Source organism: Mycobacterium marseillense, assembly GCF_010731675.1.
In the GTDB taxonomy this organism is placed as follows: Bacteria; Actinomycetota; Actinomycetes; order Mycobacteriales; family Mycobacteriaceae; genus Mycobacterium; species Mycobacterium marseillense.
In genome coordinates, this window is sequence record NZ_AP022584.1 from 5,273,711 (window position 1) to 5,296,271 (window position 22,561).

Consider the following 22,561-nt stretch of genomic DNA (forward strand, 5'->3'; position numbering starts at 1 on the left):
CCACGAACGTCGAGTTGGTGGGCTATACAGCGCCCAAATCGCGCAACACGTCGACGTTCGGCGGGATCAGTCGCGTTACTCCGGTTCCAGCCAGAGGGCCGACGTGGGCGGCAACACCAGCACCGCCGAGGCCGGCCGCCCATGCCATGGGTCTTCGGTGGCGTCGACGCCGCCCATGTTCCCGACTCCCGAACCGTTATAGACGGTGGCGTCGGTGTTGAGCACCTCGCGCCACCGGCCGGCCGACGGCAGGCCGAGTCGGTAGCCGCCGTGCTCGGCGCCGGCGAAGTTGAATACGCACGCCATCACCGAGCCGTCCTTGCCGTACCGCAGGAAGCTCAAAACGTTGTTGCCCGAGTCGTTGGCGTCGATCCAGGAGTAGCCGTCGGGCACGGTGTCTTGGCTCCACAACGCCGGGCGGTTGCGGTAGATGTCGTTGATGTCGCGCACCATGCGCAGGACCCCGTTGGAGAATCCCTGCTCGTCGAGCTGCCACCAATCCAGGCCGCGCTCCTCGGACCATTCCGCGCGTTGGCCGAATTCCTGGCCCATGAACAGCAACTGCTTGCCCGGGTGCGCCCACTGGTAGGCCAGCAGGCTGCGCAAGCCGGCGGCCTTGACGTGATTGTTGCCGGGCATTCGTCCCCACAGCGTTCCCTTGCCGTGGACCACCTCGTCATGGCTGATCGGCAGGACGTAGTTCTCGCTGAACGCATACAGCATCGAGAACGTCATCTCGTGGTGGTGAAAGCTCCGATAGATCGGATCGCGGCTGATGTAGTCGAGCGTGTCATGCATCCAGCCCATGTTCCACTTCATCGAAAAGCCCAGGCCACCAAGATTTGTCGGCCGGGTTACCCCGGGCCACGAGGTCGATTCTTCGGCGATGGTGACAATGCCCGGGGCGGTCTTGTGCGCGGTGGCGTTCATCTCCTGCAGGAACTGGACCGCCTCCAAGTTCTCCCGCCCGCCGTAGATGTTCGGGGTCCAGCCGCCTTCGGGGCGGGAGTAATCCAGGTACAGCATCGACGCGACCGCGTCCACCCGTAGGCCGTCGATGTGGAATTCCTCGAGCCAGAACAAGGCGTTGGCCACCAGGAAGTTGCGCACTTCCCGACGTCCGAAGTCGAAAACATAAGTGCCCCAGTCGAGTTGCTCACCGCGCTGAGGGTCGGAGTGCTCGTAGAGGGGGGTGCCGTCGAAGCGGGCAAGCGCCCACGCGTCCTTCGGGAAGTGTGCGGGCACCCAGTCCACCAGCACGCCGATGCCCGCCTGGTGCAGGGCGTCGACCAGGGCCCGGAACTCGTCCGGCGTGCCGAACCGCGACGTCGGCGCGTAGTACGACGTCACCTGGTATCCCCAGGACCCGGCGAAAGGATGCTCGGCCACCGGGAGCAACTCGACGTGGGTGAACCCGTGCTCCACAACGTAATCCGTCAGCTCGCGGGCCAACTGGCGGTAGTTGAGCCCGGGTCGCCATGAACCCAGGTGAACCTCGTAGGTGCTCATCGGCTCGAACACCGGGTTGCGCCCGGCTCGCTGCGTCATCCAGTCGGCGTCTTCCCAGGTGTACCTGCTGCGGGTCACCCGGGAGGCCGTGTGCGGCGGCACCTCGGTGGCAAAGGCCATGGGATCGGCGCGCTCGGTCACCACGCCGTCGGCGCCGTGGACGCGGAACTTGTACAGCCCCTCGAGCGGAAAGCCGGGCCAGAACAGCTCCCACACACCTGAGGAGCCCAACACTCGCATCGGGGCTTCGGTACCGGTCCAGCCGTTGAATTCACCGATCAGGCTGACGCCCTTGGCGTTGGGCGCCCACACCGCGAACGACACCCCGTTGACGACGCCGTCGGCCGTGGTGAACGAGCGGGGGTGCGCGCCAAGGACTTCCCAGAGCCGCTCGTGGCGCCCTTCGGCGAACAGGTGAAGGTCGACCTCGCCCAGGGTGGGCAAGAAGCGGTACGCGTCGGCGACGACGTACGGGTCGGCGCCCTCGTAGGTGATCTGGAGCCGGTAGTCGATCAGGTTGGTGAACGGCAGCACCACCGCGAACAGGCCGGACTCGACGTGCTGCATCGGGAATCGGTCGTCGCCGACGAGGGCGACGACTTCGACCGCGTGCGGCCGGTACGCCCGGATGACGGTGTGGTCGCCGTATTCGTGAGCGCCCAGCATGCCGTGCGGGTTGTAGTGTGTGCCGGCGACCAGGCGTGAAAGATCGGCGGGATCGGGCGCCAGGTGCGTCCGAGCGAGTTGGTCGGCTTGGCTCATGTCCCTTTCGCCTCCGGTCCGTTTCATGTCCTGTCTCAATGCCTGCGCAGCAGCGTCATTCGAGCGTCATCCGGCACGATCGGCATGTTGATGATGTGAGCGACCGCCTGTCCGGGATCGATGCGGACGTAATTGGCTTGCCCCCATTGGAATTCCTGGCCGGTGATCTCATCGCGCACCCAAAAGCGCTCGTAGGGCTCCATACCCAGTGCGGCCATATCCAAAAACAGCGTCGCTTCCTCGGGGCCGAAGGCGTTGAGCGTCACCACCACCAACACGCAGTCACCCGTGGTCGGGTCGAACTTGCTGAAGGCGATCAGCGCGTCGTTGTCCACGCTATGGAAATGGATGGTGCGCAGCTGCTGCAGCGCCGGATGGAGCCGGCGAATCGCGTTGAGCTGCGTGATGAATGGCTCGAGCGACCGTCCCTCGGCGAGCGCACCCGCGAAATCGCGGGGCCGCAGTTCGTACTTCTCCGAGTTCAGGTACTCCTCACTGCCTTCCCGCACCGCGCGGTGCTCGAACAGCTCGTACCCCGAGTACACGCCCCAGGCGGGCCCCATGGTGGCGGCCAGCACCGCACGGATGGCGAACATCCCGGGCCCGTTGTGCTGCAGGATCGCGTGCAGGATGTCGGGGGTGTTGACGAACAGGTTGGGCCGACGGAAGTCGGCCAAAGCGGCGATGTCGTTACCGAATTCGGTCAGCTCCCACTTCGCCGTGCGCCAGGTGAAGTAGCTATAGGACTGCGTGAATCCCAGTTTGGCCAGCCCGTACTGGCGGGCCGGCGGTGTGAAGGCCTCGGAGAGAAACAGCACATCGGGGTCGATGGCCTTGACCGCGGCGATCAACCACGCCCAGAAGTCCGGCGGCTTGGTGTGCGGGTTGTCGACCCGAAAGAACTTGACGCCGTGGTCCATCCAGTGCCGGACCACGCGCAGCACCTCGTCGTAGAGGCCGGCCGGGTCGTTGTCGAAATTGATCGGGTAGATGTCCTGGTACTTCTTCGGCGGGTTCTCCGCGTAGGCGATTGTGCCGTCGGGCAATTCGGTGAACCAGTTGCGGTGGTCACGCGCCCAAGGATGGTCGGGCGCGCATTGCAGCGCCAGGTCGAGCGCCACCTCCATGCCCAAGTCGCGGGTCGCGGCGACGAACGCGTCGAAGTCCTCGATGGTGCCCAAGTCCGGGTGGACGGCGTCGTGGCCGCCCTCGTCGCTGCCGATCGCCCAGGGGGATCCCACATCTCCGGGAGCAGCGGTGGGGGAGTTGTTGCGCCCCTTGCGATGTACCTTGCCGATCGGGTGGATCGGCGGCAGGTAGACGACGTCGAATCCCATGGCCGCGATGCGCGGCAGCGCGGCCGTCGCCGTGGCGAAGGTGCCGTGCACCGGGTTGCCGGCGGCGTCCCATCCGCCGGTCGAGCGGGGAAACATTTCGTACCAGGAGCCGAACCGGGCCGACGGCCGGTCCACCCAGATGCTGTATTGCTCGCCGCGGGTGACGAAATCGCGCAGCGGGAAGTCCGCCAGGATTTCCTCGATCTCCGGGCCCAGCGCCAGCGCCGTTCGGGTGACCGGGTCCCCCGGCGAGCGCAGCGCCGTGGCGGCGGCCAGCAGCGGTTCGCGCCGGGCGCGGGGCACCTCCGTCGCGGCGCGTTCGAAAAGGCCGGCACCGACCAGCAGGTCGTTGGACAGTTCCTTCTCGCCCTGACCGGCGTCGAGCTTGGCAACCAGCCCGTGCCGCCAGGAGTGAATGGGATCGCCCCACCCGTCGACCCGGAAGGTCCACAGCCCGGCCTGGTCGGGGGTGAACTGGCCGTGGAACACGTAGGGTTCCAGACCCATCGTCATCGGGAGCGCCAGCGGCTTGACTCGTTGCTGGTCAACTTTGCCGTCGCGGTCGGTCACCGGCTTTGCCGGGGCCTGGACGGCTTTGACGCGGCGGGTCTCGGTGACTTGCGGATAGCCTGGCCCGAGGTAGCGGACCACCAGGGTTGCCGCCACGGCCTCGTGGCCCTCTCGCCATACCGCGGCGCTGACCGGTACGACCTCGCCGATCACGGCCTTCGCGGGAAACGCGCCACAGGAAACGACCGGCTGGACGTTATCGATTTCGACACGACCGGGCACCACCACTCCGATCCGATTGTGTGCGGCCAGTCCGGGGCGTGCTCCGTGCGGAATGCCGCTCGTCGGGAAACTTCCTGTCGTGGGGAACTTTCTGTGCGGGGAAGCATCGTTGCGACCCCGATAACTAACCGATACCCACCCTAGTCTTCGGTCACACCCCGCCGCGGAAAAGCGGTCCTTCCCGTCGCCGTGCGCGGGCCGGAATCCTCAGTAAGGTAGGGACGCGTGAAAGCCCTCCGCCGGTTTACTGTCCGTGCTCACCTTCCCGAGCGTTTGACCGCGCTGGACCAGCTCTCGACCAACCTGCGATGGTCATGGGACAAGCCGACCCAGGATTTCTTCGCGACCATCGACCCGGACCTGTGGCAGCGGTGTGGCTGCGATCCCGTGGCGTTGCTGGGCGCGGTGAACCCGGCGCGGCTCGATGAGTTGGCGATCGATGAGACGTTCCTTCGCCGGCTCGACGAGCTCGCCGCTGATTTGAACGATTACCTGTCCCGCCCGCTGTGGTACCAGCAACGGCAGGAACAGGGCTTGGAAAACGGTCGAGCAATGCCGGCCGCCGTCGCCTACTTCTCGATGGAGTTCGGCATCGCCGAGGTGCTGCCCAACTACTCCGGCGGCTTGGGCATCCTGGCCGGTGACCACCTGAAGTCCGCGTCGGATCTGGGCGTGCCGTTGGTGGCGGTGGGCCTGTACTACCGCTCCGGCTACTTCCGGCAGTCGCTGACCGCCGACGGATGGCAGCACGAGACCTACCCGTCGCTGGACCCGCAGGGTCTGCCGTTGCGGCTGTTGACCGACGCCACCGGCGATCCCGCCCTGGTCGAGCTGATGCTGCCGGATTCCGCGCAGTTGCACGCCCGGATCTGGGTCGCTCAGGTCGGCAGGGTCCCGCTGCTGTTGCTCGATTCCGACGTCCCCGAGAACGAGCACGACCTGCGCGGTGTCACCGACCGCCTGTACGGGGGCGACCAGGAACACCGGATGAGGCAGGAGATCCTGGCCGGCATCGGCGGCGTGCGGGCGATCCGCGCCTACACCGCCATCCACGGCCTGCCCGCGCCCGAGGTGTTCCACATGAACGAGGGGCACGCGGGGTTCCTGGGCGCGGAACGCATCCGCGAGCTGATGACGGGTCCGGGGCTGGACTTCGACACCGCGCTGGCGGTCGTGCGCTCGAGCACCGTGTTCACCACCCACACCCCGGTGCCCGCCGGCATCGACCGGTTCCCCGTCGAGATGGTGCGGCTGTACTTCGACGACCATCTCGGCGACGAATCGGGATCCGGCCAGAAGGGGACGGCGGCCGATGCCACCAGCGCGCCCGTGTTGCTGCCGGGGGTGCCCACGGCGCGCATACTGGCGCTCGGTGCCGAGGACGATCCGACCAAATTCAACATGGCCCATATGGGTCTGCGCCTGGCCCAGCGGGCCAACGGGGTCTCCTCGCTGCACGGCCGGGTGAGCCGGGCGATGTTCAACGAGCTGTGGCCTGGATTCGACGCCGGCGAGGTGCCGATCGGGTCGATCACCAACGGAGTCCACGCGCGTACCTGGGCGGCGCCGCAGTGGCTGCAGCTGGGCCGCGAGCTGGCCGGGTCGGACTCGTTCAGCGATCCGGGGGTGTGGCTGCGTCTGCAACAGGTCGATGCGGGTCACCTGTGGTGGATCCGTTCGCAATTAAGGTCTCTGCTGGTCGAGGACGTGCGGCGCCGGCTGCGCCGCTCCTGGCTGGAACGCGGCGCGTCAGACGCCGAATTGGGTTGGATAGCAACGGCTTTCGATCCAGAAGTGCTGACCATCGGCTTCGCTCGGCGGGTGCCGACGTACAAGCGGCTGACGCTGATGCTGCGTGATCCGCACCGTCTGGAGCAACTGCTGCTGGACGCCGAGCGGCCGATCCAGCTGATCGTCGCCGGCAAGTCGCACCCGGCGGACGATGGCGGAAAAGCGTTGATCCAGCAGGTGGTTCGCTTCGCGGACCGGCACGAGGTGCGACACCGCATCGCGTTTCTACCCGACTACGACATGTCGATGGCGCGTCTGCTGTATTGGGGTTGCGACGTCTGGCTGAACAACCCGCTGCGGCCGTTGGAGGCTTGCGGCACTTCGGGAATGAAGAGCGCACTCAACGGTGGGCTGAACCTGTCCATCCGCGACGGCTGGTGGGATGAGTGGTACGACGGCGAAAACGGTTGGGAGATACCGTCTGCCGACGGGGTGGCCGACGAGGAGCGTCGCGACGATCTGGAGTCCAGCGGCCTCTACACGCTGCTGGAAGAAGCCGTGGCACCGAAGTTCTACGAGCGTGACGAACACGGGGTGCCGCCGCGGTGGATCGAAATGGTGCGCCACACCGTGCAGACGCTCGGTCCGAAGGTCCTGGCTTCGCGCATGGTGCGCGACTACGTCGAGCAGTACTACACGCCCGCGGCCCAATCGCTGCGCAAGACGGTCGCGCCCGCCGACGACGCGGCGGGCGGCGGCGAGTTCGGCGCCGCCCGCGAGCTGGCCGCCTATCGACGGCGCGCCTACGAGGCGTGGCCGAAGATCGTGATCACCGACGTTGACAGCACGGGCCTGCCGGACAGCCCCGTGCTTGGCTCCAAGCTGACCCTGACCGCCACCGTGCAGCTGGCCGGGCTCGCGCCCGACGAGGTCACGGTCCAGGCGGTGGTCGGCCGGGTCGACGCCAGCGACGCGCTGCTGGAACCCGTCACCGTCGAGATGTCGTACACCGGCACCGCCGAGGGCGGCAACCAGGTGTTCTCGACGACGACGCCGCTGCCGCTGGCCGGATCGGTCGGATACACCGTGCGTGTGCTGCCCCGCCATCCGATGTTGGCCGCCAGCAACGAGCTCGGTCTGGTCACTCTGGCCCGATAGCCCTGAGCCTCAGGCCGACAGGCCTTCTTGCGACTCCGAGGCGCCTCGCAGCCGCTGCAGCGCCTCGCGCACCTGCGCCCCATTGGTGGTTTGCCAGAACGGTGGCAGTGAGGCCCGCAGATAGCCGCCGTAACCGGCGGTGACCATGCGCGAGTCGAGCACCGCGACCACTCCGCGGTCGGTGACGCGGCGCAGCAGCCGGCCGGACCCCTGCGCCAGCAGCAGCGCAGCGTGATTGGCCGCGACGGCCATGAAGCCGTTGCCGCCACGCGCCGCGACCGCGCGCTGGCGAGCCCCCAGCAGCGGGTCGTCCGGGCGGGGGAACGGGATCCGGTCGATCAGCACCAACGACAGCGACGGCCCGGGCACGTCGACGCCCTGCCACAGCGACAGGGTGCCGAACAACGAGGTCTGCGGCTCGGCGCTGAATTGCTCGACCAGCGCCGACGTGCTGTCGTCGCCCTGGCATAACACCGGCGTCGACAGCCGCTCGCGCATGGCCTCGGCGGCCGCGCGGGCCGCCCGCATCGACGAGAACAGCCCCAGGGTGCGCCCGTCGGCGGCGGTGATGAGCTCGGCGATCTCGGTCAGTTGCTCGGCCGAGCCGACGCCGTCGCGCCCCGGTGGCGGCAAATGCGCGGCCACGTACAGGATCCCGGCCTTGGCGTGCTCGAACGGCGACCCTACGTCCAGGCCGCGCCATCGCGCGTCGTCGTCGTCGCTCGCAGCGGCGGTCAGGCCCCACGCCGCGGCCATGGCGTCGAAGGAGCCGCCGATCGTCAGCGTCGCCGACGTCAACACCACGGTCGAACGCGAGAACACGCGCTGGCGTAGCAGGCCGGCGACCGACAGCGGGGCCACCCGCAACACCGGGCGCGGTGAACCCCGGTTCTCCTCGTGTTCCAGCCACACCACGTCGGTGCGGTCGGGAATGGCCGGCCCGAACGAGGCGAGCACCCGCGACGCGGTCTCCGAAATCTCGGTCAGCGCGGCGACGGCTTCGGCGCGCGCCGCCGCCGCCTTGGCGTCGTTCGTGGTGTCGATCGCCGAGCGCGCCGCGGTCGCGATGTCGCGCAACGCGGCCAGGTATGCCGCCATGTCCTCGTCGAGGCGGTCGATGCGCCCCGGTGTGCCGTCGTGAATGGCCGCGGCGAAGTTGGCCGTCGTGGCGTCGAGGCGCTGGATCAGCTCCGGGCTCACCAACCGGGAGATGCGGCGCGAGGCGACCCCGAGCGCGGCCGACGTCAGCTCCGCGGTGGCCACCGACGTCACCCGGTCCACCAGCTCGTGCGCCTCGTCGACCACCAGCAGCGCGTGCTCGGGCAGCACCGCCGATTCGGACACCGCGTCGATGGCCAGCAGCGCATGATTGGTCACCACGACGTCGGCGCGACCGGCCAGGCCCCTGGCCCGCTCGGAGAAGCACTCGGTGCCGAACGGGCAGCGGGCCACCCCGAGGCATTCCCGCGCGGAAACGCTGACCTGGGACCAGGACCGGTCGGGGACGCCCGGTTTCAGATCATCGCGGTCACCGGATTCGGTGCTCGACGCCCACTCGGTGAGCCGTTGCACGTCGCGGCCTAGCGCGCTGACGGCCATGGGGTTGAAGAGTTCCTCTTGCGGCCGCCCGTCGGCGTCGTCACCGTCGGCGGCCCCGCCGTTGTGAACCTTGTTGAGACACAGGTAGTTTCGTCGACCCTTGAGCAACGCGAACTGCGGCCGGCGCGGCAGCTTGTCGGCGAGCGCATCGGCGAGCCGCGGCAGATCGCGATCCACGAGCTGGCGTTGCAGCGCGATGGTGGCGGTGGACACGACGACGGGGGAGTCGTCGCTCAGGGCGTGCACGATCGCGGGCACCAGATAGGCGAGCGACTTCCCGGTGCCGGTGCCCGCCTGCACGACGAGGTGCTCGTCGGTGGCGAAGGCCTGCGCCACCGCCGCGGCCATCTCCTGCTGGCCGCGGCGTTCGCTGCCGCCGAGCGCGGCCACGGCGGTGGCCAGCAGCTCGGGCATGGGCACGTCGGACGTCGTCACTCCCTTGCTCAGGCCCGGATTTGTGTCGTCGTGACCGCGGGTTCGCCGTGCGACAGGTTCAAACCCTCCCACGGCAGACTGCGCAGCCCGGAAGCTACCAGCTCGCGCGCGGCGGCGAGGTTCGGTTTGGACACCAGCTCCCCGCCGCGGACCAACGGGACGGTCAGCACCCGGGCGGGCTCCCCGAGGTCGGGCCGGCGGCCGGCCGGGTACAGGATCTCCTCGGTGATGGTGCCGGAGCTGCGCGAGGTGCGCAGCGCCTCTTTGTGCCCGCCGTGGGATTCCTTGTGGCTGCTGCGTTTCTGCACCGCCAGGCCGTCCACCTCGACGAGTTTGTACACCATGTTCGCGGTGGGTGCGCCCGAGCCGGTCACCAGCGACGTGCCGACGCCGTAACTGTCCACCGGCTCGGCGGCCAACGCGGCGATCGAGAACTCGTCGAGGTCACCGGAGACCACGATGCGGGTCTGGGTGGCTCCCAGGTCGTCGAGCTGCTGACGCACCTGGCGGGCCAGCACGCCCAGCTCGCCGGAGTCGATGCGCACCGCCCCGAGCCCGGTGCCGGCGGCGGCCACCGCGTTGGCCACGCCGACCGTGACGTCATAGGTGTCCACCAGCAGGGTGGTGTCGACGCCGAGCGCCTCGACCTGAGCCCGAAAGGCCGCCAATTCGGTCGATTCCGCGGGCGTGCCGGCGCGCGCGTAGAGCATCGTGAAGGCGTGCGCGGAGGTGCCCTCGGCCGGTATCCCGTAGCAGCGCTGCGCCTCCAGGTTGGAGGACGCGGCGAAGCCGGCGATGTAGGCGGCGCGCGCCGCCGCGACCGCCGCCTGTTCGTGCGTGCGCCGTGACCCCATCTCGATCAGCGGGCGGCCCCTGGCCGCGCTCACCATCCGCGCGGCGGCCGACGCGATCGCGGTGTCGTGATTGAAGATCGACAGCGCCAGCGTCTCGAGCACCACGCATTCGGCGAACGTCCCGCTCACCGACAACACCGGCGATCCCGGAAAGTACAGCTCGCCTTCGGCGTAGCCGTCGATATCGCCGCCGAACCGGAAATCGCGCAAGTACCGCAACGTATCTGGATCGAGGAATTGGCCGAGCGACTGGCAAGCCTCGTCATCGAAGGTGAACTGCGGCAGCGCCTCGAGGAGGCGGCCGGTCCCGGCGACCACGCCATAGCGGCGCCCCTCGGGAAGGCGGCGGGCGAAAAGTTCGAAGGTGGTGCGGCGATTGGCGCTGCCGTCCCGCAGCGCCGCCGCCAGCATCGTCAACTCGTACTTGTCGGTCAGCAGCCCAGTGACGACCGGGTCGTTCATTCCATAACGGTATCGGCTGGCCTGCGGGCTCGGTAACGTCGTCCATCGCTCGGTATCGTGTAGGCCATGGTTGTTATGTCAGCGCCCACTAAGCCGGGCACTACAGGACAACGCGAGTCCGCTCCGGTCGAGGTCACGGCGAGTCCGTGGGTGACGATTGTCTGGGATGACCCGGTCAACTTGATGACGTACGTGACGTATGTGTTCCAGAAGTTGTTCGGCTACAGCGAGCCGCATGCCACCAAACTGATGCTGCAAGTGCACAACGAAGGAAAGGCCGTGGTGTCCGCCGGCAGCCGGGAGTCCATGGAAGTCGATGTGTCCAAGCTGCACGCCGCCGGTTTGTGGGCGACGCTGCAGCAGGACCGCTGACGCTCGAGGCGCTGGCGATTTCCTGTGCGCAAATGGAAGCGCGTCGAGACGGCGAACGGTCCCCGTTACCGGTCGGCCCTGGCGTCCCACGAGGCGGCGCTGCTCAAGAACCTGGCCACCGCGATGGTCGGCCTGCTCGACGAGCGTGAATCGTCTTCGCCGGCAGACGAACTCGAGGAAATCACCGGCATCAAGACCGGCAACGCCGAACCGCCCAAGGACCCCACCCTGCGCCGGTTGTTGCCCGACTTCTACCGCGACGACGACCAGGATACCGCGCCGCCCGATACCGCGGACAGCCTGAACGCCGCGCTGCGCAGCCTGCACGAGCCCGCCATCGTCGACGCCAAACGCGTTGCCGCACAGCGGTTGCTGAGCACGGTCCCCGAGGACGGTGGCCGGTTCGAGCTGAGCGAGGACGACGCAAACTGTTGGATCGGGGCCGTCAACGACATCCGGCTGACGTTGGGGGTCATGCTCGAGGTCGGACCGGAAGGCCCCGAGCGGCTGCCGGCCGATCATCCCCTGGCCGTGCACTTCGACGTCTATCAGTGGCTGACCGTCCTGCAGGAGTACCTGGTGTTGGTGCTCATGGGGTCCCGGTGACCGCGCGGGGCGCGATCACCGACGTCGCTGGGATCCGCGTCGGCCACTACCAACGATTGGACCCCGACGCCTCCCTGGGCGCGGGCTGGGCCTGCGGTGTCACCGTGGTGCTCCCGCCCCCGGGGACCGTCGGCGCGGTCGATTGCCGCGGCGGCGCCCCCGGCACCCGCGAGACCGACCTGCTCGACCCGGCCAACACCGTGCGGTTCGTGGACGCGGTGCTGCTCGCCGGGGGCAGCGCCTATGGCCTGGCCGCCGCCGACGGCGTCATGCGCTGGCTGGAAGAACAGGAACGCGGCGTGGCGATGGGTGAGGGCGTGGTGCCCATCGTGCCGGGGGCGGTGATCTTCGATCTGCCGGTCGGCGGCTGGCAGTGCCGCCCGACGGACGAGTTCGGCTACCTGGCCTGTGCCGCCGCCCTGCAAGAGGGCGCGGTGATGGGCGTGGGCAACGTCGGGGCCGGGGTGGGGGCCCGGGCCGGAGCTTTCAAGGGCGGCGTGGGAACCGCCTCGACGGCGCTGCCGAGCGGTGTGACCGTCGGCGCGGTGGCCGTGGTGAACTCCGCGGGCGAGGTCGCCGACCGGGCGACCGGGTTGCCGTGGATGGCGGACCTGATCCAGCAGTTCGGACTCCAACCGCCACCGCCCGAGCAGATCGACGCCTTCGCCCGGCTGCCCTCCCCGTCGGACCCGCTGGAGGACCCCCTCAACACCGTCATCGCGGTGGTCGCCACCGACGCCGCCCTGAGCCCGGCGGGGTGCCGTCGGGTGGCCATTTCGGCCCACGACGGCCTGGCCCGCAGCATCCGTCCGGCGCACACGCCCGTCGACGGGGACACGGTGTTCGTCCTGGCCACCGGGGCGGTCGAGGTCGACCCCCCGTCGCCCAGTTCACAACCCGTTCCGGCGGCGTTCTCCCCGGAGACCCGACTGGTCACCGAGGTCGGCGTGGCGGCCGCCGATTGCCTGGCGCACGCGGTGCTGGGCGGGGTGCTGGCCGCGGAATCGATCGCCGGGATACCGAGCTACCGCGACGTGCTGCCCGGCGCGTTCGGCCGATGAGGAGTCCGTCGACCCCGCCGGTAGCCTGGACGATGCTGGAAACGCGCTGGAAGGTCAGCTATGGGTAAGACCGCTCCGAGGGCGCCCGCCGCCCAGGCGAAGAAGCGGTCCACTGCGGCGGTGGGCGCCGCCACGATCCTCACCTTCGTCGTGCTGCTCTACTTCGTCGAGCTCATCGACCAGATGACCCGGCATTCGCTGGACGCCAACGGCATCCGGCCGCTGGAGGTCGACGGCCTGTGGGGCATCGTCTTCTCCCCGCTCTTGCACGCGAGCTGGGAACACCTGATGGCCAACACCGTGCCGCTGCTGGTGCTGGGATTCCTCATGACGCTGGCGGGGCTGTCCCGGTTCGTCTGGGCGACGGCCATCGTGTGGATCCTGGGTGGCTTCGGCACCTGGCTCATCGGCGATGTCGGCAGCAGCTGCGGCCCGACTGACCACATCGGGGCTTCCGGCCTGATTTTCGGCTGGCTGGCCTTCTTGCTGGTGTTCGGGATATTCGTCCGCCGCGTCTCCAACATCATCATCGGGCTGGTCGTGATGTTCGCCTACGGCGGCGTCCTGCTCGGCGCCATGCCGGTGCTCGGAGTCTGCGGTGGCGTGTCCTGGCAGGGTCATTTGTGCGGGGCGATCGCCGGCGTCGCGGCCGCCTATTGGTTGTCCGCGCCGGAACGCAAGGCCCGCACGGGAAGGACGGCCGGCGCCACGCCGTCGCGCCCCAAGACATGAGCGGGCCACTGGCGCCCGTCGGGGTCTTCGATTCCGGTGTCGGGGGGCTCACCGTCGCGCGGGCCATCATCGACCAGCTGCCCGACGAGGACATCATCTACGTCGGCGACACCGGGAACGGGCCTTACGGCCCGCTGACCATCCCCGAAGTCCGGGCGCACGCGTTGGCCATCGGCGACGATCTCGTCGCCCGCGGCGTCAAGGCGTTGGTCGTCGCCTGCAACACGGCGTCCGCGGCGTGCCTGCGCGACGCGCGCGAACGCTACGACGTGCCCGTCGTCGAGGTGATCCTGCCCGCGGTGCGCCGCGCGGTCGCGACCACACGCAACGGGCGCATCGGCGTCATCGGCACCCAGGCGACCATCAACTCGCACGCCTATCAGGACGCGTTCGCCGCCGCCCGCGACACCGAGATCACCGCGGTGGCCTGCCCGCGTTTCGTCGATTTCGTCGAGCGCGGCGTGACCAGCGGGCGTCAGGTGCTCGGACTGGCCGAGGGCTACCTCGAGCCGCTGCAGCGCGCGCAGGTGGACACGCTGGTGCTCGGCTGCACGCACTACCCGTTGTTGTCGGGGCTCATCCAATTGGCGATGGGTGAGCACGTGACGCTGGTGTCCAGTGCGGAGGAAACCGCCAAGGAAGTGCTTCGGGTGCTGACCGAACGGGATTTGCTTCGCCCCCACCCGGACGATCCCGACGCCGCCCCACCGTCCCGCGCCTTCGAAGCCACCGGCGACCCCGACGCATTCACGAAATTGGCCGCGCGATTCCTCGGTCCCGCCGTGTCCGGAGTCCAGCCCGTTCAGCAGGTGCGCATTGATTGACCTGCGGGCGAGATTCTCGTCACACCAATGCGGCCATGTTTTCGTCATGGTCCTATCGGGCATGGCACAGTAGTGTCCGTGCGAATAACCGTGCTCGGCTGCTCGGGCAGCGTGGTCGGTCCGGATTCGCCCGCGTCGGGTTATCTGCTCCGGGCACCGGACACTCCGCCGTTGGTCATCGACTTCGGCGGGGGCGTTCTCGGCGCGCTGCAGCGCTATGCGGACCCCGGCTCCGTGCACGTGTTGCTATCGCATTTGCACGCCGACCACTGCCTGGATTTGCCCGGGCTGTTCGTGTGGCGGCGCTATCACCCGACGCGCCCCCTCGGTAAGGCATTGCTGTACGGCCCCGGCGACACGTGGTCGCGGCTGGGCGCGGCGTCCTCGCCCTACGGCGGTGAGATCGACGACTGTTCGGACATCTTCGACGTGCGTCACTGGGTCGACGGTGAGCCGGTGACGATCGGCGCTTTGACGGTGACTCCGCGGGTGGTGGCTCACCCGACCGAGTCCTACGGCTTGCGGATCACCGATTCCTCGGGCGCGTCGTTTGTCTATAGCGGTGACACCGGTGTCTGCGATCAGCTCGTCGAATTGGCACGCGGCGCCGACGTTTTCCTCTGCGAGGCATCCTGGACGCACTCGGCGGACCGCCCGCCCGCACTGCATCTGTCGGGGACCGAGGCCGGTCGGGCCGCGGCCGAGGCCGGTGTTCGCGAATTGCTGCTGACGCACATCCCGCCGTGGACCTCGCGCGAGGACGTGATCAGTGAGGCCAAGGCCGAGTTCGACGGTCCCGTGCATGCCGTGGTGTGCGGTGAGACGTTCGATATCCGCCGCTCCGAGAGGGTCTGAGCACTCCACGTCAGGGCTGGCTTAGGGTTGCGGGGTGACGAGACGAGAAGACGGCCGCCTTGATGACGAGCTTCGGCCCGTCGTCATCACCCGCGGTTTCACTGACCACCCCGCCGGTTCGGTACTGATCGAATTCGGCCACACCAAGGTCATGTGCACCGCCAGCGTGACCGAGGGTGTGCCGCGCTGGCGCAAGGGTTCGGGCCTGGGGTGGTTGACCGCGGAGTACGCGATGTTGCCGTCGGCGACCCACACGCGCTCGGACCGCGAATCGGTGAAGGGAAGGCTGTCGGGGCGCACCCAGGAGATCAGCCGGCTGATCGGGCGGTCGCTGCGGGCGTGCATCGACCTGGCGGCGTTGGGGGAGAACACCATTGCCGTCGACTGCGACGTTTTGCAGGCCGACGGGGGCACCCGCACCGCCGCCATCACCGGCGCGTTCGTGGCGCTGGCCGATGCGGTGACCTATCTCGGGGCCGCGGGCAAGCTGTCGGATCCCCGGCCGTTGTCGTGCGCCATCGCGGCGGTCAGCGTTGGGGTGGTCGACGGCAGGGTCCGGGTGGATCTGCCGTACGAGGAGGACGCCCGCGCCGAGGTGGACATGAACGTCGTCGCCACCGATACCGGGACCCTCGTCGAGGTTCAGGGCACCGGTGAGGGCGCGACGTTCCCGCGTTCGACGTTGGACAAGCTGCTCGACGTGGCGCTGGCCGCCTGCGACAAGTTGTTCGCCGCCCAGCGCGAGGCGCTGCAGCAGCCGTACCCCGGTGAGCTCCCGGAGGGGGCTGCGGCGCCGAAGGCGTTCGGCAGCTGACGCGCACACGCCTGCTGGTCGCCAGCCGCAACCCGAAGAAACTGGCCGAGTTGCGCCGGGCGCTCGACGCCGCCGGTCTGACGGGGTTGACGTTGGTGTCGCTCGACGATGTCGCGCCCTTCGAGGAAGCGCCGGAGACGGGCGCGATCTTCGAGGAGAACGCGTTGGCCAAGGCGCGCGACGCGTTCACGGCGAGCGGGTTGCCCAGTGTGGCAGACGATTCCGGTCTGGAGGTGGCCGCACTCAACGGCATGCCGGGCGTGCTGTCGGCGCGCTGGTCGGGCACTCACGGCGACGACGCCGCCAATACCGCCCTGCTGCTGGCGCAGCTGCGCGACGTGCCCGACGACCGGCGCGGCGCGGCGTTCGTGTCGGCGTGCGCGCTGGTGTCGGGGGCCGGTGAGGTCGTCGTCCGCGGCGAATGGCCCGGCAGCATCACCCGCGTACCGCGCGGCGACGGTGGTTTCGGGTATGACCCGGTGTTCGTGCCCAACGGGGACAACCGCACGGCGGCCGAGCTCAGCCCGAGCGAGAAGGACGCGGTCTCGCATCGCGGTCGCGCGCTGCACCTGCTGTTGCCTTCGCTCGAAGCGCTGGCCCGGTCCGGGGGCTGAATCCCCGGTCCCTTGCGAGGCACGGCAACACGGGTCACGGGTGTGGCCGATGTGGCTTACAAGCCGAAGCGGGCTTTGACCTCTCGGGTCTGGAAGTGCTCGACGATGATCCCCAGCAGCGGGATCGTCCCGGACAGCAGCACACCGATCGTCTTGCCGATCGGCCAGCGCACCTTGATCGCCAGGTTGAACGCCGTCAACACGTAGATGAAATACACCCAGCCATGGACCACTTCGATCCACCGGATCTCGTGGTCGAACGCCAGGTGCGAGACGATCTCGTAGCACAGCGCGATGAGCCACAGCCCCGTCGTCCAGGCCATGACCCGGTAGCCGAGCAAGGCGGTGCGGATCTTGTCGGCGGGCACCGCGGGCACTGCTCCGCCCGGCGTCTCCGGTGTGGTCATGCGGTTGTCCTTCTTTGCTTTTCGGCGTCTTGCGCGGCGAGCTCGGCCAGGTAGTCGTTGTACTCCCGCAGCGCCGGATCATCGGTTGGCTGCGGCGGGGGCGTGGGTCGCTCGGGCAGCAGCCCGGCGGGTATCTCCGTCACGGCCTCGGTGCTGCGCGGCGGGGGTGGTTCCTCTTCGTAGCGCACGAATTTGCGGTACGCGTACACGCAGAACCACGCGAACAGCGGCCACTGCAACGCATAGCCGAGGTTCTGAAACGAGCCGGAGACGGATTGGAACCGGGTCCACTGCCACCAGCCCAGGGCCAGGCAGCCGCAGGCCGCGATGATCACCAAGGCGATCAGCGCGGGTCTGCGACGGTGTGTAGTGGACACCCCTTGACCGTACCGCGCGTCATTACGCGCCCGTGGCCCACAAGTTGGCTGTGTCACAGGCGATACGATTGCCGGGCGCGCGGGCGTGGCGAAATTGGCATACGCGCCGGCTTTAGGTGCCGGTGCTCGAAAGAGCGTGAGGGTTCGAGTCCCTCCGCCCGCACTGATTTCAACGCCCGTGACCGGCGGACCGGGCGGCCGGCTGCGGCCCCCAGGTAACGCCCGTCAGTCCTCGATGAAGCGGGCGCGAACGTTCGGGGCGGGCAGCGGACAACTGTCGTACTTGCCGCCTACGCGGTACCGGATTGCGGCGAACCTGTCGTAGAGCCAGTCGCGCAGCCGAGCCGGAATGACGCGCGCGACCGTGATCACCCGCCATGGTCCGCCGAGATAATCCGCCACGCGCAGCACGGCCGCGGATCGGACCGCCACCCGTTCCGATGGCCCGCCCGGGTCGTCGACAAACACCACCGAGTCGACGCCGCCGACCTCCGGGTGCCGCTCGACGATGGCCTTGGCGAAGACACTCTCCAGCGCCGCGAAGCGCAGGGGGCCGGTGGGGTCGGCACGAAGGATCGTGCGCACGGAGTGGTTGCACACCCCGCACACCCCGTCGTAAAGGAGAACGGGCGCCGCCGATTCACCGCTCATAGCGCCCAGGCTACTGACCGGCGCGAACTCTGGACAGGCACCGAGTTGACCTATGGTAAGGCAACCCTTAGTTTGTGGGGGTAACGTACCGAGTCGTGAGCGGCTGGCCGGTGATCCGCGGCAAGATGCCGCCCGTGCGGGGTTGTGGCAGATGTCGAATTCACAGTTTGTGCGGTCCTCGCTGCCCGCACGCCGCGAGGCCGTCGTGACGCGGAGCGCCGCGAGAAAGGACCGCTAATGGCACGCGGATTCTCCGGTGTGATGTTGCGCAGCTTCGGCGCGCGCGACCACACCGCCACGGTGATCGAAACCGTCCGGATCGCGCCGCACTTCGTGCGCGTGCGGATGACGTCGCCGACGCTGTTCGAAGATGTGGACGCCGAACCGGCCGCATGGCTGCGGTTCTGGTTCCCGGACCCGGACGGATCGAAAACCGAGTTTCAGCGCGCGTACACGATTTCGGAAGCCGACGTCGCCGCCGGACGCTTCGCGGTCGACATCGTGCTGCACGATCCCGCCGGTCCCGCGTCGCAGTGGGCGCGCGCCGTGCAACCCGGCGCCACCATCGCCGTCATGGCACTCATGGGTTCGTCGCGGTTCGACATGCCCGAGGAGCAGCCGGCCGGATATCTGCTCATCGGCGATTCGGCGTCCATCCCGGGGATGAACGGCATCATCGGCGTCGTCCCGGACGACGTCCCGATCGAGATGTACCTCGAACAGCACGACGACAACGACCCGCTGATTCCGATCGCGCAGCACCCCCGTCTGCGTTTGCATTGGGTCACCCGTCACGACGAGAAATCCCTTGCCGCGGCGATCGAAAGCCGAGATTGGTCGGACTGGTATGCGTGGGCGACGCCGGAGGCCACGACGCTCAAGCAGGTGCGGACCCGGCTGCGTGACGAGTTCGGCTTTCCCAAATCCGAGGTGCACGCCCAGGCCTACTGGAGCGCGGGGCGCGCGATGGGCACCCGCCGCGGCGACGAGCCCGAGGGAGCCGAAAGTGTCGCGCCCACCGTCGCCCCGGAAGAGGTTGCGGCGCAACTGGAGTCGGCTCAGCGGGTTTCCGAGGCGGCGCCCGCCCCGATGTCCGCTCCGGTGCCTCGCGGGAACTGGCGCGCCCAGGCGGCCGGCCGACTGCTGGCGCCGCTGCGCTCGGCGCTGATCCTGTCGGGCGTGTTGCAGGCGGTGATCACGCTGGTGCAGCTGGCGCCGTTCGTGCTGCTGGTCGAGCTGGCCAGGCTCCTGGTGTCGGGGGCGGCCGCGTCCCGGCTGTGGAACGTCGGTATCGCCGCGGTGTCGTTGCTGGGCCTGGGGGCGCTGCTGGGCGCCGCCCTCACCCTCTGGCTCCATGTGGTCGACGCGCGCTTCGCCCGCGATCTGCGTACGGGGTTGTTGCGCAAGCTCTCTCGGCTACCGCTGGGCTGGTTCACCGCGCGCGGATCGGGTTCCATCAAGCAGCTGCTGCAGGACGACACGCTGTCCCTGCACTACCTGGTCACCCACGCCATCCCGGACGCGGTGGCCGCGGCCGTCGCGCCGGTGGCGGTGCTCGTCTATCTGTTCGTGGTCGACTGGCGGGTGGCGCTGGTGTTGTTCGCGCCCGTCCTGGTTTACCTCGTGCTGACGTCGTCCCTCACGATCCAGTCGGGCCCGCGCATCCCGCAGTCGCAGCGCTGGGCGGAGACGATGAGCGGCGAGGCCGGCGCCTACCTGGAGGGGCAGCCGGTGATCCGCGTCTTCGGCGGTGCCGCCGCCTCGAGTTTCCGCCGCCGCCTGGACGAGTACGTCGGCTTCCTGGTCGCCTGGCAGCGCCCGCTGGCCGGCAAGAAGACGTTCATGGACCTGGTCACCCGCCCGTCGACGTTCCTGTGGCTCATCGCGGCCACCGGCACCCTGCTGGTCGCCGGGGGGCGGATGGATCCGGTCAACTTGCTGCCGTTCTTGTTGCTGGGAACCACCTTCGGCGCACGCCTGCTGGGGATCGCCTACGGTCTCGGCGGCATCCGCGCCGGCATGTTGGCCGCCCGGCGCCTGCAGAACACGCTCGACGAAGCCGAACTCGCCGTGCGCGATCACGACGGGCCCCAGGGGGAGCCGGCCACGGCGGTGGCGTTCGACAACGTCAGCTTCGGCTACCGCCCCGGCGTTCCGGTGATCCACGACGTGTCGCTGACCCTGCGGCCCGGCACGGTCACCGCGCTGGTCGGCCCGTCGGGATCCGGCAAGTCGACGCTGGCCGCCCTGCTGGCCCGGTTCCACGACGTCGATCAGGGTTCGATCCACGTTGGGGGACAAGATATTCGGTCGATGACCGCCGACCAGCTCTACGCCCAGGTCGGGTTCGTGCTGCAGGAGACGCAGTTGGTGCACGGCACCGTGGCCGAAAACATCGCGCTGGCCGCACCCGACGCCACCGCGGCGCAGATCGAACAGGCCGCGCGCGAGGCGCAGATCCACGACCGGATCATGCGGCTGCCCGATGGCTACGACACCATGCTGGGCGCCGGCAGCGGGCTGTCCGGCGGGGAGCGCCAACGCCTCACCATCGCCCGCGCGATCCTGGCCGACACCGGCGTTCTCATTCTCGACGAGGCCACCGCGTTCGCCGATCCGGAGTCGGAATACCTTGTGCAGCAAGCGCTCAACCGCTTGACACAGGACCGCACCGTGCTGGTGATCGCGCACCGGTTGCACACCATCACCCGGGCGCATCAGATCGTCGTGCTCGACCACGGCCGCATCGTCGAACGCGGCACCCACGACGAGTTGTTGGCCGCCGACGGCCGGTACCGGCGGCTGTGGGAGGGCGGCCGCCGTGATCAGGTGGCCGCCGGCGCGGCCGGGGAGGGATCCCGATGATCCGCACGTGGTTGAGCCTGGTCCCGGCGGATCGCCGCAACCGGGTCATCGCCTACACGGTGCTGGCATTGATCTCCGTGGTGGTGCGGGCGGTGGCCACCGTCCTGCTGGTTCCCCTGGTGGGCGCGTTGTTCAGCGACGCCCCGCACCGCGCGATGGTGTGGCTGGGCTGGCTGACCGCCGCTACCGCGCTCGGCTGGGTGATCGACACCGCGACGGCGCGCATCGGCTTCAACCTGGGCTTCGCCGTGCTCGACCACAGCCAGCATGACGTGGCCGACCGACTGCCCGGCGTGCGGCTGGATTGGTTCACCGCCGAGCACACCGCGACGGCGCGGCAGGCGATCGCCGCGACGGGTCCCGAACTCGTCGGCCTCGTCGTCAACCTGCTCACACCGTTGATCTCGGCCGTGCTGCTGCCGGCCGCCATCGCGGTGGTCCTGCTGCCGGTCTCCTGGCAACTGGGCCTGGCCGCCCTGGGTGGGCTGCCCCTGATGCTGGGTGCGCTGTGGGCGTCGGCCCGCTTGGCGCGCCGCGCCGATTCCGCTGCGGCCGAAGCCAATAGCGCGCTCACCGAGCGCATCATCGAGTTCGCCCGAACCCAGCAGGCGTTGCGCGCCGCGCGGCGCGTCGAACCGGCCCGGAGCCTGGTCGGCGATGCGCTGGCCGCCCAACACGGCGCGACCATGCGCCTGCTCTCCATGCAGGTGCCGGGTCAGCTGCTGTTCAGCCTCGCCAGCCAGCTGGCCCTGATCCTGCTGGCCGGGGCGACCACCGCGCTGACGGTGAACGGAACGCTGTCGGTGCCCGAGGCCATCGCGTTGATCGTCGTCATCGTGCGCTACCTCGAGCCGTTCACCACGATCAGCGAGCTGGCGCCGGCGCTGGAGAGCACCCGCGCCACGCTCGACAACATCCGCTCGGTGCTCACCGCCCCGCTGATGAACGCGGGCGCGGCGACGCCGGCGGGCGCCACGGCCCCGCGTATCGAGTTCGACGACGTGGTCTTCCGGTACGACGGTGCCGGCCCGCCCGTGCTCGACGGGGTGAGTTTCGCGTTGGAGCCGGGCACCACGACGGCGATCGTCGGGCCGTCCGGGTCGGGCAAGAGCACCATCCTGGCGCTGATCGCCGGGCTGCACGAGCCCTCGCGCGGCAAGGTGCTGATCGACGGTGTCGACGCGGCGACGCTGGACGCCGACGCCCGGCGCGCGGCAAGCAGCGTCGTGTTCCAGCATCCCTACCTGTTCCACGGGTCGATCCGCGACAACGTGTTCGCCGGGGACCCCGGCGCCGGTGATGACCGGTTCGCGCGCGCGGTGGCGCTCGCCCGCGTCGACGAGCTCGTCGCACGGCTGCCCGACGGCGCCGACAGCGTCGTCGGTGAGGCCGGCTCGGCGCTCTCGGGCGGTGAACGCCAACGGGTCAGCATCGCCCGCGCGTTGCTCAAACCCGCGCCGATTTTGCTGGTAGACGAGGCCACGAGCGCTCTGGATACCGAGAACGAGGCCGCCGTGGTCGACGCGCTGACCGCCGACCCGCAAGCGCGCACCCAGGTGATCGTCGCGCACCGGCTGGCGAGCATCAGCCATGCCGACCGCGTGCTGTTTCTCGACAGCGGCCAGGTGGTCGAGGATGGCACGGTCGACGAATTACTCGCTGCGGGCGGTCGTTTCGACGAATTCTGGCGGCAGCAGCACGAGGCCGCCGAATGGCGGATCCTCGCCGATTAGATCACCGCTGT

18 protein-coding genes and 1 tRNA gene are annotated in these 22,561 nt (G+C 69.0%); 12 read left to right on the forward strand and 7 right to left on the reverse strand.

The features are described from left to right. Positions 1 to 75 precede the first annotated feature (75 nt). Entirely contained in the window at positions 76 to 2,271 is a 2,196-nt protein-coding gene (glgB, locus tag G6N26_RS24655; RefSeq protein WP_067175030.1) for a 1,4-alpha-glucan branching protein GlgB, read from the reverse strand. A 35-nt stretch (positions 2,272 to 2,306) separates the two neighbouring features. Then, positions 2,307 to 4,406 (reverse strand): alpha-1,4-glucan--maltose-1-phosphate maltosyltransferase, encoded by a 2,100-nt coding sequence (locus G6N26_RS24660; protein WP_083015230.1) that lies wholly within the window; start codon positions 4,404 to 4,406, stop codon positions 2,307 to 2,309. A 219-nt stretch (positions 4,407 to 4,625) separates the two neighbouring features. Between G6N26_RS24660 and glgP the strand changes: the two genes are divergently transcribed. Then, positions 4,626 to 7,289 (forward strand): alpha-glucan family phosphorylase, encoded by a 2,664-nt coding sequence (gene glgP / locus G6N26_RS24665; RefSeq protein WP_083015234.1) that lies wholly within the window; start codon positions 4,626 to 4,628, stop codon positions 7,287 to 7,289. Positions 7,290 to 7,298: 9 nt separating this feature from the next. On the opposite strand, the gene G6N26_RS24670 is transcribed toward glgP, so the two are convergent. Next, positions 7,299 to 9,302, reverse strand: coding sequence for an ATP-dependent DNA helicase (locus G6N26_RS24670; protein WP_067170400.1), 2,004 nt, complete (start codon positions 9,300 to 9,302; stop codon positions 7,299 to 7,301). Positions 9,303 to 9,331: 29 nt separating this feature from the next. Next, positions 9,332 to 10,639 carry a nicotinate phosphoribosyltransferase gene (locus G6N26_RS24675; protein WP_067170392.1) on the reverse strand — a complete coding sequence of 436 codons (1,308 nt, stop codon included), beginning with the start codon at positions 10,637 to 10,639 and terminating at the stop codon, positions 9,332 to 9,334. 66 nt (positions 10,640 to 10,705) lie between these two features. On the opposite strand from G6N26_RS24675, the gene clpS reads away from it, so the two are divergent. From clpS to rdgB, 8 genes are all read left to right on the forward strand, one after another. After that, a complete protein-coding gene (gene clpS / locus G6N26_RS24680; protein WP_055404466.1) occupies positions 10,706 to 11,011 on the forward strand; it encodes an ATP-dependent Clp protease adapter ClpS in 306 nt (101 codons plus the stop codon). A gap of 24 nt (positions 11,012 to 11,035) precedes the next feature. Continuing rightward, positions 11,036 to 11,617 carry an oxidative stress transcriptional regulator AosR gene (gene aosR, locus G6N26_RS24685; protein ID WP_067170389.1) on the forward strand — a complete coding sequence of 194 codons (582 nt, stop codon included), beginning with the start codon at positions 11,036 to 11,038 and terminating at the stop codon, positions 11,615 to 11,617. Beyond that, positions 11,614 to 12,678: a P1 family peptidase gene (locus G6N26_RS24690; RefSeq protein ID WP_083015237.1), complete on the forward strand. Its 1,065-nt coding sequence runs from the start codon at positions 11,614 to 11,616 to the stop codon at positions 12,676 to 12,678. Before aosR ends, G6N26_RS24690 begins: the two co-directional genes overlap by 4 nt. A 60-nt stretch (positions 12,679 to 12,738) precedes the next feature. Then, entirely contained in the window at positions 12,739 to 13,410 is a 672-nt protein-coding gene (locus tag G6N26_RS24695; protein ID WP_067170382.1) for a rhomboid family intramembrane serine protease, read from the forward strand. Then, positions 13,407 to 14,234, forward strand: a complete 828-nt coding sequence (gene murI, locus G6N26_RS24700; protein WP_067170378.1) for a glutamate racemase — start codon at positions 13,407 to 13,409, stop codon at positions 14,232 to 14,234. Before G6N26_RS24695 ends, murI begins: the two co-directional genes overlap by 4 nt. Before the next feature lie 72 nt (positions 14,235 to 14,306). After that, positions 14,307 to 15,089 (forward strand): cyclic nucleotide-degrading phosphodiesterase, encoded by a 783-nt coding sequence (locus tag G6N26_RS24705; protein WP_067170375.1) that lies wholly within the window; start codon positions 14,307 to 14,309, stop codon positions 15,087 to 15,089. Positions 15,090 to 15,123: 34 nt separating this feature from the next. After that, positions 15,124 to 15,903, forward strand: coding sequence for a ribonuclease PH (rph, locus tag G6N26_RS24710; RefSeq protein ID WP_067170371.1), 780 nt, complete (start codon positions 15,124 to 15,126; stop codon positions 15,901 to 15,903). Further along, positions 15,900 to 16,517 (forward strand): RdgB/HAM1 family non-canonical purine NTP pyrophosphatase, encoded by a 618-nt coding sequence (gene rdgB, locus G6N26_RS24715; protein ID WP_139799082.1) that lies wholly within the window; start codon positions 15,900 to 15,902, stop codon positions 16,515 to 16,517. The genes rph and rdgB overlap by 4 nt, the downstream gene beginning before the upstream one ends. 56 nt (positions 16,518 to 16,573) lie before the next feature. Here the strand turns inward: rdgB and G6N26_RS24720 are convergent, their stop codons facing one another. Together G6N26_RS24720 and G6N26_RS24725 are read right to left on the reverse strand one after the other, a co-directional pair. Next, positions 16,574 to 16,924: a DUF3817 domain-containing protein gene (locus G6N26_RS24720; RefSeq protein ID WP_067170365.1), complete on the reverse strand. Its 351-nt coding sequence runs from the start codon at positions 16,922 to 16,924 to the stop codon at positions 16,574 to 16,576. Next, positions 16,921 to 17,301: a hypothetical protein gene (locus G6N26_RS24725; protein WP_067170362.1), complete on the reverse strand. Its 381-nt coding sequence runs from the start codon at positions 17,299 to 17,301 to the stop codon at positions 16,921 to 16,923. The genes G6N26_RS24720 and G6N26_RS24725 overlap by 4 nt, the downstream gene beginning before the upstream one ends. 79 nt (positions 17,302 to 17,380) lie before the next feature. Here G6N26_RS24725 and G6N26_RS24730 point away from each other — a divergent pair. Next, positions 17,381 to 17,464 (forward strand) — tRNA-Leu (locus tag G6N26_RS24730). A gap of 62 nt (positions 17,465 to 17,526) precedes the next feature. Here the strand turns inward: G6N26_RS24730 and G6N26_RS24735 are convergent. Further along, positions 17,527 to 17,952, reverse strand: a complete 426-nt coding sequence (locus tag G6N26_RS24735; protein WP_067170359.1) for a thiol-disulfide oxidoreductase DCC family protein — start codon at positions 17,950 to 17,952, stop codon at positions 17,527 to 17,529. A 237-nt stretch (positions 17,953 to 18,189) separates the two neighbouring features. Here G6N26_RS24735 and G6N26_RS24740 point away from each other — a divergent pair, with 237 nt between their 5' ends. After that, the gene (locus G6N26_RS24740; protein WP_067170355.1) at positions 18,190 to 20,817 is read left to right on the forward strand and encodes an ABC transporter ATP-binding protein/permease; all 2,628 of its coding nucleotides are present in this window, start codon (positions 18,190 to 18,192) and stop codon (positions 20,815 to 20,817) included. Next, positions 20,814 to 22,550, forward strand: coding sequence for an ABC transporter ATP-binding protein (locus G6N26_RS24745; RefSeq protein WP_083015244.1), 1,737 nt, complete (start codon positions 20,814 to 20,816; stop codon positions 22,548 to 22,550). Before G6N26_RS24740 ends, G6N26_RS24745 begins: the two co-directional genes overlap by 4 nt. Positions 22,551 to 22,561 lie beyond the last annotated feature (11 nt).

Excerpts from the sequence above, each read along its gene's own strand:
- glgB (WP_067175030.1), bottom strand. The coding sequence starts at position 2,271 with ATGAGCCAAGCCGACCAACTCGCTCGGACGCACCTGGCGCCCGATCCC.
- G6N26_RS24670 (WP_067170400.1), bottom strand. The coding sequence starts at position 9,302 with ATGCCCGAGCTGCTGGCCACCGCCGTGGCCGCGCTCGGCGGCAGCGAA.
- G6N26_RS24675 (WP_067170392.1), bottom strand. The coding sequence starts at position 10,639 with ATGAACGACCCGGTCGTCACTGGGCTGCTGACCGACAAGTACGAGTTG.
- clpS (WP_055404466.1), top strand. The coding sequence starts at position 10,706 with ATGGTTGTTATGTCAGCGCCCACTAAGCCGGGCACTACAGGACAACGC.
- G6N26_RS24695 (WP_067170382.1), top strand. The coding sequence starts at position 12,739 with ATGGGTAAGACCGCTCCGAGGGCGCCCGCCGCCCAGGCGAAGAAGCGG.
- murI (WP_067170378.1), top strand. The coding sequence starts at position 13,407 with ATGAGCGGGCCACTGGCGCCCGTCGGGGTCTTCGATTCCGGTGTCGGG.
- G6N26_RS24720 (WP_067170365.1), bottom strand. The coding sequence starts at position 16,924 with ATGACCACACCGGAGACGCCGGGCGGAGCAGTGCCCGCGGTGCCCGCC.
- G6N26_RS24735 (WP_067170359.1), bottom strand. The coding sequence starts at position 17,952 with ATGAGCGGTGAATCGGCGGCGCCCGTTCTCCTTTACGACGGGGTGTGC.
- G6N26_RS24740 (WP_067170355.1), top strand. The coding sequence starts at position 18,190 with ATGGCACGCGGATTCTCCGGTGTGATGTTGCGCAGCTTCGGCGCGCGC.
- G6N26_RS24745 (WP_083015244.1), top strand. The coding sequence starts at position 20,814 with ATGATCCGCACGTGGTTGAGCCTGGTCCCGGCGGATCGCCGCAACCGG.